We start from the raw sequence: 12,771 nt of genomic DNA, 5'->3' as shown, positions 1-12,771 counted from the left end.
GTTGGGCCCCCTAGTGAGCCCAGGGCGGCGACAGGCGGGTGCCGTCCTCCAGTACCGCCTCCAGGCCCACGGACGTCGTGGTCCACATGGTGGCGGGCAGGTCGCCGGGGTTCTCGACCGTGAGGGTCGCGCCCGGGGTGGCGATCGCGGTGTCGCCCGCGACGAGCGTGTCCGTGCGCCCGTCGATCGTGAAGCGCAGGCTGCCGCTGAGCACGTGCAGGATCTCCTCGCGGGACACCGTGTGGGCGACGCCCGGGGTGCCCGCCGGGATCTCGGTCCGCCAGGCGCACAGCTCCTTGCTGCCTGCGGCGGGTGTGGCGTACGAGACGAAGCGGACGCCGTGCATCTCGTGGACGACGGCCTCGGAGGCGCGGACGACTGGCATGTCGACTCCCTTGAGCGGTTCGGCCGAGCGGCCATTTGGTCAAGCAACTTGACTACATAGTCAGGCAGCTTGACCAAGTCGTCAAGGGTGTTTGAATGGCCCCGTGCAGAACTCCGAGGCCATGGCCCTGTCCGCCGCCCTGCTCGCCGCCGCCGGTGAGCTGACGCAACGCATCCACGAGGGCGTCGTCGCCCGTGGCTTCGAGGGGCTTCGGCCCGCGCACGGATTCGCCTTCGCGCGGCTCTCCTGGGACGGCGCCACCGTCACCGACCTCGCCGCGCATCTGGGGGTCACCAAGCAGGCCGCGAGCCAGCTCGTCGACGAGCTGGTGCGCAAGGGCTACGCCGAGCGCCGGCCGCACCCGGCCGACGCCCGCGCCCGGCTCGTCGTCATGACCGAGCGGGGGTGGGCGTGCGCGCGGGCCGCGGAGGAGTCCGCCGCCGACGCGGTGCGGCCGTGGGTCGACCGGCTCGGCGAGCGCAAGGCGCGTGCCCTGCTGGACCAGTTGCTGGCCGTCGCACCCAACGGCCCGATCAGGCCCGCCTGGTGACGATGCATCAGCACCGTGCGCGTCCAGCTACCACTGCAAGTTTTTACTGACGCGTAACTTCACTCTTTTACTACTGGCGCGTAATTTGGCTGGCAGTACGGCATCCTCGTGATCCGGATCACAGGGCACGCACCCCACATCGCAACTCCCTTGAGCCGCAAGGAGATCACACGATGCTGCCCCGGAACTGGAAACGTGCGGTCAGATCCCTGACCGCGGCCCTGCTGCTCACGGCCGCGGCCACCACCGTCCCCGCCGCCGCCCACGCGGACTCCGCTCCCACCAGCGGCTGGAACAACTACTCCTGCAAACCCTCCGCCGCCCACCCGCGCCCCGTCGTCCTCGTCCACGGCACCTTCGGGAACTCCGTCGACAACTGGCTGGTCCTCGCCCCCTACCTGGTGAACCGCGGCTACTGCGTCTTCTCCCTCGACTACGGACAACTGCCCGGCGTCCCGTTCTTCAACGGTCTCGGCCCCATCGACAAATCGGCCGGACAACTCGACACCTTCGTCGACAAGGTGCTCGCCGCCACCGGCGCCCCCAAGGCCGACCTCGTCGGCCACTCACAGGGCGGCATGATGCCCCGCTACTACCTCAAGTTCCTCGGCGGCGCCGCGAAGGTGAACTCCCTCGTCGGCATCGCACCCGACAACCACGGCACCACCCTGAACGGCCTGACGAATCTCCTGCCGTACTTCCCCGGGGCCGCCGACCTGCTGACCCTCGCCACCCCCGGCCTCGCCGACCAGATGGCGGGCTCCCCGTTCATCACCAGGCTCAACCAGGGCGGGGACACCGTCCCCGGTGTCCACTACACCGTCATCGCGACCAAGTACGACGAGGTCGTCACCCCCTACGCCACCCAGTTCCTGAGCGGCCCCGACGTCCACAACGTCAAGCTCCAGGACCTGTGCGCCGTCGACCTGTCCGAGCACGTCGCCATCGGCACCATCGACCGTGTCGCCTTCCACGAGGTCGCCAACGCCCTCGACCCGGCCCACGCCACCCCCACCACCTGCGCGTCCGTGATCAGTTGACGGCACCAGGGCGCGAAAGGGCCGCCGCTTCCCCCGGAAAGCGGCGGCCCGGTCCTCAAGGACGTCAGCGGCTGTGGCGCCCGCCCGCCACGGAGCGGCGCCGCACCGACGCGAACATCGTCGCGGCACCGACCGCCAGAACCGCGGCGCCGCCCATCGCGATGTACGGGGTGGTGCTGTCGCCGCCGGTCTCGGCGAGGTTCTCGTCGGCGAGCGGCTTCGCGGCGCCGCCCTTCGGCTCGGGCCCGTTGCCACCCGTCGAGTCGTCGGCGGCGTCGGCGGCGGGGGCCGCGGACTCCTCGGCCTGCGGCTCCGCGCCGGCACCGGCGTCACCGGCGCCACCGTGGTGGTGCTCCACGGACGACTTGCCGGCGCCGTCCGCGATCTCCTGGTCGGAGGGCGCGGACGCGGCGGGAGCGGCCGCACCGGCCCCGCTGTCCTTGCCGAACACCACGTCGGAGCAGGTGTAGAAGGCCTCGGGGGAGTCGGACCGCTGCCAGATCGAGTAGATGAGGTGGCGGCCCGACCGCGCCGGGACGTCACCGTCGAAGACGTAGTCGCCGTTCTCCATCTTCGGGTCGGTGACCTTGACGAAGGGCTGCGCCTCCAGGTCGGACCACTTCAGCGGCTTCGCCGGGTCGTACGAGTCCTTGGTGATGTACAGCTCGAACGAGCCCTTGTGCGGGGCCGTTCCCTTGTAGTGGAAGGTGTGGCTCCCCGCCGACATCGGGCTCGACGGCCAGTCGGCGCGCGGAAGATCGAGCCCCTTGTACTTGTCGTTGCCCGCGCTGCACAGCTTGCCGTCGGGGATGATCTCCTTCGACTTGCCCGCGGCGTTCGCGATGTTGACCGCGTTCCAGTCGTAGAAGGCCTGCGCGCCACTGGCCGCGACCGCGGCCTTGCACGCCGCCGACTGCGGGCTCTCCGGGCCCTCCGCGTAGCAGGCGGAGACGCGGCTGACCGGATCCGTCATCGAGCCGTGCGCCGACGCGGGCGCGGCGGCCAGCGCGGTCAGGGCGAACGGAACGGCACCTGCGACGGCGAACGCGGCGACCTTGCGGCGAACTGTCATGAGTGGAACTCCTCAACGGCGGTTCAGGGGTGGGGGGAAGGGCCGCGACGACGGCCCCGGCGGTGAGAAAGCTAGCCCCTGAAAACCGCGAAATCGCCTGCTGAGGGCAGGTGATGGCGATCTTTATGGTGCGGTTAAGGGAGGGCTAATCGGGGGCTCAGACTGGGCGTTTGCGCAGAGCCCGATGGCCTGCGCCGGCAGGCTGAGGAGAAACGGTGACCCGCGCCCGACGGTCTTGGGCCATCACGGAGCGCCAGCGGTCGGTGCTCGCTGTGATACACGCCCGCATCGCCGATCACGGAGGCCCCCACGGTGCAAGAGATCGCCGTGGCCGGGTGGGATCGGTCGACCGGCGCATCGAGCGAGGCCTGGTCTTCCAGCGCCGCCTCCCGTTGCGAGACCTGGGCGGGGGGCTGAACCTGAAGACGAGGGGTGCTTGCCGCCCGCATGGACCGAGCGCAGACGGCTGCGGGGCTCGGCCACCGCAGCCCGTGCAGGGAGCGGATTCCAATGAGGCTTGTCGTCGATCTCAACCGGTGCCAGGGGTTCGCACAGTGCGTCTTCCTCGCCCCGGACGTCTTCGCCCTGCACGGGGAAGAGTCGCTGCTGTTCTCCCCTCGCTTCGACGAGGCGCAGCGTGACCGGGTGGAGAAGGCCGCTGCCGCCTGCCCGGTCCAGGCCATCCTCGTCGACTACTCCGATGAGCCGACGAAGCGGGTGGAGCCCCATGTCGGCTGACACGGACGTCGAGGTCCTGCGGCGCGAGGGCCGCATTGTCGTGGTCGGTGCCTCGCTGGCCGGTCTGCGCGCGGCGGAGACCTTGCGCGAGCAGGGCTTCACCGGATCGCTGACCATGATCGGCGACGAGCCGTACGAGCCCTACGACCGGCCGCCGCTGTCCAAGCAGGCACTGCTCGGGCGGGCACGGCCCGAGGACACCGCGCTTCCGCGGCGGCGGGACATCGATGCCGAGTGGCGACTGGGCGTCGCCGCCGAGGGCCTGGACCGGGACGCCAAGCAGGTACGCCTGACGAACGGCGACACCGTCCCCTACGACCGCCTGCTGATCACCACGGGGACCCGAGCGCGCCCTTGGTTCCACCCGGAGGAGGCCGCGCTGGACGGGGTGTTCGTGCTGCGTACCCGCGACGACTCCGCCCGCCTGCTACGGAAGCTGACCGGGGGTGTGTCCCGGGTGCTGGTGATCGGCGCCGGTTTCACGGGCTCCGAGGTCGCCTCCGCCTGCCGGGAGCTCGGCCTCGAGGTCACAGTCGCCGAACGCGGCCCGGCGCCGCTGGTGGGCGCCCTCGGCGGAGTGATCGGCTCGGTCGCGGAGCGGCTGCAGCGCAAGCACGGAGTCGACCTGCGCTGCGGGGTCAGCGTCACCGCCCTCGAAGGCGACGATGTGGGACGGCTCAAGCGCGCCCATCTGTCGGACGGTGCGGTGATCGACGTGGAGGTGGCGGTCGTCTCGCTCGGGGCCATGCGGAACACGGAATGGCTCGCCGGCTCGGGAGTGGCCGCGGGTCCCCGGGGCATCGCGTGCGACGCAGGGTGCCGGGTGTTCGACATCAACGGCATCGTCACCGACGACATCTACGCCGCCGGTGATGTCGCACGCAGCCCCCACCCGCTGTTCGACTACCAGTTCCTGGCGCTGGAGCACTGGGGTAACGCTGTCGAACAGGCCGAGATCGCCGCCCACAACATGATCTGTGCCGGTCCGGATCGCCGTCCGCACCTGTGGCTGCCGATGTTCTGGTCCACCCAGTTCGGTGTCAACATCAAGTCGGTGGGCGTTCCCACGCTGGGCGACCAGCTGGTCGTCGCCCAGGGGGCGCTCGCCGAGGAGCGGTTCGTCGCGGTGTACGGGTACCGCGGCCGCATCGTCGCCGCCGCCGCCTTCGACGGAGCCAAGTGGCTGGGGTTCTACGAGCAGCAGATCGCGTCCGGCGCCCCGTTCCCGCCGGAGTACCGCGCGGTCGACCGCCGGACCGAGACGCTGCATCCGATCGACCCGGCCTTCCCCGACCCCCATCTGCCCACCCACGGGGCCACGGTCACGCTGACGGGCCACTCGCCGAGCGAGCGGCGCGTCGTGTTCGTTCCGTCGCATGCCTGATCACCTGCCCTGTACCGCCCGGAGCCCTCAGGAGTCAGCATGACGTCCGGAAGTATCGTCGCTCAGATCACCGACTACGCCAATCGCGCCGATCCGTACCCGCTCTACGCGGAGCTGCGCAAGACTCCGGTCAGACGCGAGGACGACGGCACCTACGTGGTCAGCACCTACTACGAGGTGCGGAGCCTGGCCAACGACCCGCGGCTGAGCAACGACACGAGCAACCGCCCAGCCGGCCATGAACGCCCCGGGCAACCGGCGGAGGGTGGCCTGCCGCCCAGCTTCATCTTCACCGACCCGCCCGTGCACGACCGGCTGCGCGACACGATCAACCGGCCGTTCGGCCCCCCGCACAGCCCCAGATTCCTCGACGGCCTGCGCGGAGAGCTGGCCGAGGTCGTCACCGAGCTGCTCGACGCCTTCGAAGGCAAGGACCAGGTCGACATCGTCGAGGACTTCGCCTACCCCCTTCCCGTCACTGCCATCTGCAAGGTCCTGGGCGTGCCGCGCGAGGACGAACCGCTCTTCCACTCCTGGGCCGATGCCCTGGCGTCGTCGCTCGATCCCGGCTCCGGCGACGACGGCGGCGCTGAAAAGGCACAGCGGGCACGCCAGGAGCTGGGCGCCTACCTGGCAGAGCTGATCGAGACCAAACGCCGCCACCCAGGCCCCGGGATGCTCAGCGCGCTCGCCCCCGACATGACACCGGCGGACCTGGAGGCCACCGCGGTGCTGCTCCTGGTCGCCGGCCACGAGACCACCGTCAACGCGATCACCAATACGACCCTCACGCTGCTGCGCCACCCCGACATCCTCGAGCGGTTCCAGAAGGACCCGGAGTTGGCCGTCCCCATCGTCGAGGAAGTGCTGCGGTACGAGCCCCCGGTCCAGTTCGTCCCGTGGACCACCGCCCTGGCCGACATCGACATCGCCGACACCACCATCCCCAAGGGCTCTCCGGTCTGGCTCATGGTGGCCGCGGCCAACCGCGATCCCCGGCGCTTCGAGGACCCCGACCGGTTCGACCCCGACCGCAAGGACAATGAGCACCTGGGCTTCTACACCGGCATCCACTACTGCTTCGGCGCCCCTCTCGCCCGCATGGAACTCCATCTGGCTGTGCCCGAACTCTTTCGCCGGGTCAAGTTCTCCCGGCTGCTCGAGGACCCGCCGCCGTACCGTGCCAACGCGGTGCTGCGCGGCCCGCGCCGTCTTCCTGTGGCCATCGAGGGGCTGGCGGACTGAGCACCACTGATGAACGGCCGGCTGAGGAGAACGCCGGTGGCGGCATCGGGGCCCCCGCGGAATCGTGACACTGCGTGGCCGCTGTGGGTCCACTCGTGGACCGGGTGGGCTGACGTCCATCAGGGCGATGCGGGCGCAATGGGGGCTCCCCGGATGCTGGCAGGTCGTCGCTGATTAGGCTGCTCGTCATGGATACGGCCATCACCGGCAACGGGACCCGCGAGCCCATCGTCCTTGACGCCGCGGAGGTGATGTCCGATCCGGATCTCGGCGCGCGGTTCGAAGAGTCGGCCCACCGGATCCTGGCGGACCTGGTCCGGGGAGGTGCCGCCCTCGGGTGGGTCGATCCTCCGTCGCGGGACGAGGTCGCCGAACTCCTCGACCACGTCACCTCAGAGGCGCACGCCGGCAACGCCGCCCTGCGCGCCGCGTACATCGGCCGTCAACTGGTCGGGCTGGGCTACTGGCAGCGCTATGCGAGGCCCACACACCGCCCGCACGCAGACGTGGAGAAGATCGCGGTGGACTCCGCGGCCCAAGGCCGCGGAGTCGGCCGGGCCCTGACGGCTGCGTTGGTCGCGGACGCCAGGCGGGCGGGAATCGAGGTCCTGACTCTGGACGCACGGGGCGACAACAGCAACGCCCTGAGCCTCTACCGGTCGTTGGGCTTCACCGAATACGGCCGACTGCCCGATTTCGTCGCCGTCGGCGAACGCCGCTACGACAAGGTCTTCTGCATGCTGGACTTCCGCAGCGAGGGGTGACGCCGGGCGTGAATGACGCCGGGCGTTCGAAGCGGCGACGTTCCGGAGTCCGAGCCGCAGAGGGGTTGCGGCCGCCCTTGGCCGGGCGGCCGGCCACCCGGCCCGCTCACTCGTCGGGCCACCACGTGCGCCGGATGTCCTTGCGCACTTCCGGACGGTCGCGGCGGCGCTCGGCAGCGGAGTCTTCGTCGTACTGCTGCCGGCGGGTGGTGCTGGTCTTCGCCACGGGCTTGTTGATGGTCACACGGCGCATGACTGCCTCCTGTGCCTACCCCGGTTCCACTGCGGTACCGCTGTAGACGTGTTCCCCGGAGCGTGCCGCATCGAAGCGTGATTGTCAGTGGCAGGTGTCACGATCTGGGCATGACGACGAGCGAGGACACCACGAATCGGGACATGGCGCCCCTCGAGCCGGTCGACTGGGACGCCGAGGCCGCCGCGTTCGACGACGAACCCGACCACGGCCTGCGTGATCCCGCCGTGCGCGGGGCCTGGGCCGCGCGCCTGCGGGACTGGCTGCCGGACCACCCCTGTGACGTGCTCGACCTGGGCTGCGGCACGGGCAGCATGTCGCTGCTCGCCACCGACCAGGGGCACAGCGTGACCGCGGTCGACCTGTCGCCCGCCATGGTGGACCTCGCGCGCGCCAAGCTCGCGGGCCGCGCCGCGCGGGTGCTCGCCGGGGACGCCGCGGCGCCGCCCGTCGCGGGCGGGACCTTCGACGTCATACTCGTGCGGCACGTCGCGTGGACACTGCCCGACCTCGACGGCGCCCTCGCGCACTGGCTCTCGCTGCTGCGCCCCGGCGGGCGGCTGATCCTGGTGGAGGGCGTCTGGGGAACGCTCAGCCCCGTCGGCATCCCGGCGGCCCGGCTCACCGGCGCCCTCGCCCCGCTCGCCGCCCACGTCCGGCACGAACGGCTCTCCGGCGACGCGCTGTTGTGGGGGAGGCAGGTCGAGGACGACCGGTACGCGGTGGTCGCGACGCGTAAGCGCTAGGCGAGCAGCCGGCCGAACCCCTCGGTGCGCGCGAGGAGTTCGAGGTCGTCGAGGGCGCGGAGCGCGGCCGCCGCGGCGTGCGGGTCGCTCGCCGCGAGCCCGCTCGCCGCGAACTCGTCCTCGTCGAGGCGCAGTACGTCACTGCCGTCCGCCGAGACCCACAGGTCGAGGTCGAGATCCTCCACGCGGAGCTCGCCGCCCTCGCGGACCGCCGGCCGGGTCACGTCGCAGTACCAGCCCTTGAGCGTGCCGGCGCCGGTGCGCGCCTCCTTGACCGCGTACCACCGGTCCCGCCAGTAGTGCTCGGTGAAGACGTCGCCCGGCTCGAAGCGCACGAAGCCGAAGTCCCTGACCCCGGGGGAGGCCCAGGCGGCGGTGACGGTCACGCGCGTGCCGTCGTCACGGACGACATCAGCGGGGTAACGGATCTTGAGCCGGCCCGCCTTGACGATGACCACCTCGAAGGCCTCGGCCGGCTCAGGTGAGGGGGCGGACATGGCGTACCTCCGAGGCGCAGATCTCGTAGCCGAACCATTTGTTGATCGCGAGCATCGGGCCGTTCCCCGCGTCGTTGCCCGTGAACGCCTCCGTGATGCCGGCCTTGCGGGCGCGGTGCAGGGAGTCGTTCTTGGCGAGCTTGGCCAGGCCCCGTCCGCGGAACTCCCGTGCGGTGCCCGTCATGCCCGACGTGTAGCGGGTTTCGTCGTCGGTGCGGGCCAGGCTGAACGCCACGGGCCGGCCGCCGGCCACGGCGACCGACGTCAGCCCGTGGTCGGTCAGCGGATGGTGCCAGGTCTCGTCGAGCCAGTGCTCGTAGTCCGTGAACTCCGTGGCCACGTCGCTCGGTTCGTCGCTGACCGTCTCCGCGTCCAGGTCGAACAGGGGACGCGGGTCGTCCGCGAAGTCCGCGCCGGTCAGCAGCGTCACTCCGGCCGGCGGCGCGGCGAGCGGCGGCAGCGCGCCGTGCGCCAGGTCGAGGCGGAGGAAATGGGCGGAGCGGCTCGCGCGGTAGCCGCGGCGGGCGGCGAACGCCAGGTCCCGCGGAGTGTCGAGCACCCACGAGTAGACGGCGACGGCGCCCTCGGCGGCGAGATACTCCTCCGCCGCGCGCACGATCAGGGACCCGGCCCCGAGCCCACGGCGCCCCGGGTCCACATAGACGTTCACATAGCCCTGCCCCGGGTCCGGACTGTCGTACGCGATCCCGACCTGCGCCGTGCCGACGACCTCGCCGTCGGCCTCGGCGACCAGCGGCCGGTACCGGGCGTCCGGATGGGCGTGCGCCAGATCGAAGGCGACCGAATCGGCGGTCGCGAGCATGGAGGGCAGCGCGGCGCGGCGCACCCGGGCGAACTCCGCGGCGTCTTCGGGGCGCAGGGCCCGGACGATCACAGTCATACGGCCGCACGCTACGCGCGGGTCGCGCCGGGGTGCCTCCCATTTTTCCCCGGTGCGGGACAATCGGCGCGTGACCTTGAAGATCGACATCGATGCGGGCGCGGCGACGGCGCCCTACGAACAGGTACGGGCCCAGATCGCCGGGCAGGCCCTCTCCGGGACCCTGCCCGTGGGATACAAACTGCCGACGGTGCGCGGGCTCGCCGAGACGCTCGGCCTGGCCGCGAACACGGTGGCCAAGGCGTATCGGGCGCTCGAGTCGGACGGCGTGATCGAGACGCGCGGCCGCAACGGCACGTTCGTCGCCGCCGCGGGTGACGCCTCGGCCCGGGAGGCCTCGGTGGCGGCCGCCGCGTTCGCGGAACGGGCCCACCGCCTCGGCCTCTCCGAACCGCAGGCGCTCGCCGCGGTACGGGACGCGCTGCGGGCGTCGTACGGGGACAAGGGTTAGCGGGAAGCCGGAAGCGCAACCCTGCGCCTACGACCACACGCAGTCCGCGCCTACAAGTACAGCCCCGCGTCCGCCGACTCGCGCGGGTCGGGGACCGAGGCCGGGCTGGTGCCGCGGCGCAGTGCGTACAGCTCCGCGAGTGTCGCGCCGTCCCGGCTCACGCCCTCCTCGCTGCCGAGCCAGTTCACCGACTCGCGGTGGGTCAGAGGCCCGACCTCGATACGGGCCAGGCAGCGGCCGGGGCGTACGACCGCCGGGTGGAGGCGCTCCAGGTCCTCGTTCGTCGTGACGCCGACCAGGACGTTCCGCCCCTGCCCGAGCAGGCCGTCCGTCAGGTTGAGCAGGCGTGAGAGTGCCTGCCCCGCCGTGTGCTTGGCCTCGCCGCGGATCAGCTCGTCGCAGTCCTCCAGGAGGAGGAGGCGCCAGCGGCCCTTCGCCGTGCCGTCGTCCTCGCCGATCGCGATGTCCATGAGATAGCCGACGTCGGAGAACAGCCGCTCCGGGTCGAGTACGCAGTCCACCTGGCACCAGTCGCGCCAGGACCGGGCCAGGGTGCGCAGCGCCGACGTCTTGCCCGTGCCGGGCGGCCCGTGCAGCAGGAGGAGCCGGCCCGCGATGTCCTCCGGGGTCGTCTTCATCAGCTGGTCCATGACCCCTGCGACCGGCGCCGTGTAGTTCTCCCGCACCTCCTCCCACGTACCGGCCGAGATCTGCCGCGTGGTGCGATGCGGCCCGCGCCGGGGCGAGACGTACCAGAACCCCATCGTCACGTTCTCCGGCTGGGGTTCGGGTTCGTCGGCGGCGCCGTCGGTGGCCTGCCCGAGCACCTTCTCGGCGAGCTCCGGCGTGGTCGCCGTCACCGTGACGTCGGCGCCCCTGTTCCAGCGGGAGACGAGGACGGTCCAGCCGTCGCCCTCGGCGAGCGTCGCGCTGCGGTCGTCGTCGCGCGCGGAGCGCAGGACCACCGCGTCGGGCGGCAGGAGGGTGGCCCCCGACCGCACCCGGTCGATGTTCGCCGCGTGCGAGTGCGGCTGCTCGCCCGTCGTGAAACGGCCGAGGAACAGCGCGTCGACGACGTCGGCAGGAGAGTCGCTGTCGTCGACGTTGAGCCGGATCGGCAGCGCGTCGTGTGGGTTCCCAGACATGCCGCCATGATCCGCCACGTACGGCGCTCCCGCACGGGATTTCCGCAGCGCGTCACACGCCTGCCCGCACGGCGTCCCGGCCCCGCGCACCGTTACAACGCTGTCGCAGCGGAGTCTGTCCCTCCGCGAACGACCGTAGTTACTCTTGCCCTTGATGGCACGTCATGGGTGGAATTCGGGGGCACAGCGGTGGCGGCTCACCGCTCTGCTCGGCGTGGGGGCGGCCGCTCTGGCCCTGGTGCTGACGGTGATCAGCACACTGCCGAACGACCGGGCCGACGACAGGGGCACCACGAGCGCGGGTGACAAGGTGCACGGCTCCCCGTCCGACCAGGGACAGCGGGGCCCGGCGGTCGGGTGGGGCTTCACGCACACGCAGTACAGCGCGGACGAGGGCGACGGCGGCGCGACGCGGCGGGTCGAGGACCTGCTCTCCGGCCAGGGGGTTCCGCAGATCCAGCACATCATGGGCTGGGGCGCGGGGAACCCGGAGCCCGTCGAGGGCCGTTACGACTTCGACGAGATGGACCGCAGGATCGACTTCATCAGGAAGTCGGGCGGCACCCCCGTCGTCACCCTGTGCTGCTCCCCGGACTGGATGAAGGGCGGCAAGGCGGGGGTCGACAACACGGACTGGAGCCAGCAGTCCCTGGAGACCGCGCCCGACCGCGCGCACTACAAGGACTTCGCCGCGCTCGCCGCGACGGTCGCCAAGCGCTACCCGGACGTGCGGCACTTCATCGTGTGGAACGAGTTCAAGGGCTTCTGGAACAACGGGAAGCAGCGCTGGGACTACGAGGGCTACACGGAGCTGTACAACCTCGTCTACAAGGCCCTCAAGAAGGTCGACAAGGACATCATGGTCGGCGGGCCCTACCTGGTGATGGACAGCGTCGACCCGCGCCAGACCGAGAACGCGTCGGCGGACGTGAAGGGGCCCTGGGGCAGCATGGACCAGCGCGTCCTCGACGCCTTCGACTACTGGAACAAGAACAAGGCGGGCGCCGACTTCGTCGTCGTGGACGGCTCCAGCTACACCGTCGACGACGAGCTGCTGCCCGACGAGTTCAAGGCCACCGACAAGCTCACCGCCGTCGGCGAGTGGGTGGAGCGGCAGACCGGTGACCTGCCCCTGTGGTGGGCCGAGTACTACGTGGAGCCCGGCGACCGGAACGACGACCGCAAGGGCTGGAGCGAGTCGCACCGCGTCGCCGTCCAGGCGTCCGGCCTGGTCGCGATGGCCAAGGGCGGCGCGTCGTCCGGCTTCTACTGGAACCCGGAGGAGGAGACGGGCGCGACGTGCGCCGGCTGTCTGTGGACGCCGACGCAGTCGGGCGACGGCGGCGCGAAGCTGCCCATGTACGACCTGATCTCCCGCTTCCACAAGGCGTTCCCGCCAGGCACCACGTACGAGACGGTGCCGGTCGCCGCGGACGACGTACCGAACGTGCGGGTGCTCGCCGACGACAAGACCGTCCTCGTGGTGAACACCCTGAACCGGAAGATCAGCGCGCAGGTCGACGGGAAGCGGTTCGAGATGGGTGCGTACGAACTGAAGTGGCTCGAGCGGAAGTAGTCCGCCCGAGCCACCTCCCGTCGT

The 12,771-nt window shown here is 71.1% G+C and carries 15 protein-coding genes; 9 read left to right on the top strand and 6 right to left on the bottom strand.

What is annotated here, in order from left to right; translation table 11 throughout:
- Positions 1-10: 10 nt before the first annotated feature.
- Positions 11-385: a cupin domain-containing protein gene (locus ACIPWY_RS33685; RefSeq protein WP_362909726.1), complete on the bottom strand. Its 375-nt coding sequence runs from the start codon at positions 383-385 to the stop codon at positions 11-13.
- Positions 386-488: 103 nt separating this feature from the next.
- Here ACIPWY_RS33685 and ACIPWY_RS33680 point away from each other — a divergent pair, with 103 nt between their 5' ends.
- Both ACIPWY_RS33680 and ACIPWY_RS33675 read left to right on the top strand, forming a co-directional pair.
- Positions 489-935, top strand: a complete 447-nt coding sequence (locus tag ACIPWY_RS33680) for a MarR family winged helix-turn-helix transcriptional regulator (RefSeq protein WP_362909728.1) — start codon at positions 489-491, stop codon at positions 933-935.
- 173 nt (positions 936-1,108) lie between these two features.
- Positions 1,109-1,975, top strand: a complete 867-nt coding sequence (locus ACIPWY_RS33675) for an esterase/lipase family protein (RefSeq protein ID WP_401536309.1) — start codon at positions 1,109-1,111, stop codon at positions 1,973-1,975.
- 64 nt (positions 1,976-2,039) lie between these two features.
- On the opposite strand, the gene ACIPWY_RS33670 is transcribed toward ACIPWY_RS33675, so the two are convergent.
- A complete protein-coding gene (locus ACIPWY_RS33670; RefSeq protein WP_362909732.1) occupies positions 2,040-3,047 on the bottom strand; it encodes a lytic polysaccharide monooxygenase in 1,008 nt (335 codons plus the stop codon).
- Positions 3,048-3,557: 510 nt separating this feature from the next.
- On the opposite strand from ACIPWY_RS33670, the gene ACIPWY_RS33665 reads away from it, so the two are divergent.
- The 4 genes from ACIPWY_RS33665 (at position 3,558) to ACIPWY_RS33650 (ending at position 7,178) form a co-directional block, all read left to right on the top strand.
- Positions 3,558-3,785 (top strand): ferredoxin, encoded by a 228-nt coding sequence (locus ACIPWY_RS33665; protein WP_362908796.1) that lies wholly within the window; start codon positions 3,558-3,560, stop codon positions 3,783-3,785.
- Positions 3,775-5,169 carry an FAD-dependent oxidoreductase gene (locus tag ACIPWY_RS33660; protein WP_362908795.1) on the top strand — a complete coding sequence of 465 codons (1,395 nt, stop codon included), beginning with the start codon at positions 3,775-3,777 and terminating at the stop codon, positions 5,167-5,169. Before ACIPWY_RS33665 ends, ACIPWY_RS33660 begins: the two co-directional genes overlap by 11 nt.
- 39 nt (positions 5,170-5,208) lie before the next feature.
- A complete protein-coding gene (locus ACIPWY_RS33655; protein WP_393704762.1) occupies positions 5,209-6,414 on the top strand; it encodes a cytochrome P450 in 1,206 nt (401 codons plus the stop codon).
- A gap of 188 nt (positions 6,415-6,602) precedes the next feature.
- On the top strand, positions 6,603-7,178 hold the full coding sequence (locus ACIPWY_RS33650) for an N-acetyltransferase (protein ID WP_362908792.1): 576 nt from the start codon (positions 6,603-6,605) through the stop codon (positions 7,176-7,178).
- Between the two features lie 106 nt (positions 7,179-7,284).
- Here ACIPWY_RS33650 and ACIPWY_RS33645 read toward each other — a convergent pair whose 3' ends face one another.
- Positions 7,285-7,431 (bottom strand): hypothetical protein, encoded by a 147-nt coding sequence (locus tag ACIPWY_RS33645; protein WP_362908791.1) that lies wholly within the window; start codon positions 7,429-7,431, stop codon positions 7,285-7,287.
- 110 nt (positions 7,432-7,541) lie between these two features.
- Here ACIPWY_RS33645 and ACIPWY_RS33640 point away from each other — a divergent pair, with 110 nt between their 5' ends.
- Positions 7,542-8,177 carry a class I SAM-dependent methyltransferase gene (locus ACIPWY_RS33640; protein WP_362908789.1) on the top strand — a complete coding sequence of 212 codons (636 nt, stop codon included), beginning with the start codon at positions 7,542-7,544 and terminating at the stop codon, positions 8,175-8,177.
- Here the strand turns inward: ACIPWY_RS33640 and ACIPWY_RS33635 are convergent.
- The gene (locus tag ACIPWY_RS33635; protein ID WP_362908788.1) at positions 8,174-8,674 is read right to left on the bottom strand and encodes a DUF402 domain-containing protein; all 501 of its coding nucleotides are present in this window, start codon (positions 8,672-8,674) and stop codon (positions 8,174-8,176) included. The genes ACIPWY_RS33640 and ACIPWY_RS33635 overlap by 4 nt on opposite strands.
- Positions 8,655-9,575, bottom strand: a complete 921-nt coding sequence (locus ACIPWY_RS33630; protein WP_401536304.1) for a GNAT family N-acetyltransferase — start codon at positions 9,573-9,575, stop codon at positions 8,655-8,657. The genes ACIPWY_RS33635 and ACIPWY_RS33630 overlap by 20 nt, the downstream gene beginning before the upstream one ends.
- Before the next feature lie 70 nt (positions 9,576-9,645).
- On the opposite strand from ACIPWY_RS33630, the gene ACIPWY_RS33625 reads away from it, so the two are divergent.
- The gene (locus tag ACIPWY_RS33625) at positions 9,646-10,026 is read left to right on the top strand and encodes a GntR family transcriptional regulator (protein ID WP_362908786.1); all 381 of its coding nucleotides are present in this window, start codon (positions 9,646-9,648) and stop codon (positions 10,024-10,026) included.
- 50 nt (positions 10,027-10,076) lie between these two features.
- Here ACIPWY_RS33625 and ACIPWY_RS33620 read toward each other — a convergent pair whose 3' ends face one another.
- Positions 10,077-11,171: a DUF5925 domain-containing protein gene (locus tag ACIPWY_RS33620; protein ID WP_362908785.1), complete on the bottom strand. Its 1,095-nt coding sequence runs from the start codon at positions 11,169-11,171 to the stop codon at positions 10,077-10,079.
- Between the two features lie 154 nt (positions 11,172-11,325).
- On the opposite strand from ACIPWY_RS33620, the gene ACIPWY_RS33615 reads away from it, so the two are divergent.
- The gene (locus ACIPWY_RS33615) at positions 11,326-12,747 is read left to right on the top strand and encodes a xylan 1,4-beta-xylosidase (protein ID WP_401536301.1); all 1,422 of its coding nucleotides are present in this window, start codon (positions 11,326-11,328) and stop codon (positions 12,745-12,747) included.
- Positions 12,748-12,771: the final 24 nt, after the last annotated feature.

The organism is Streptomyces sp. NPDC090032, from assembly GCF_044748025.1.
Classification (GTDB): Bacteria; Actinomycetota; Actinomycetes; order Streptomycetales; family Streptomycetaceae; genus Streptomyces.
Note: the sequence above shows the minus strand (reverse complement) of the source record. Positions and strands in the feature narration are given on the sequence as shown.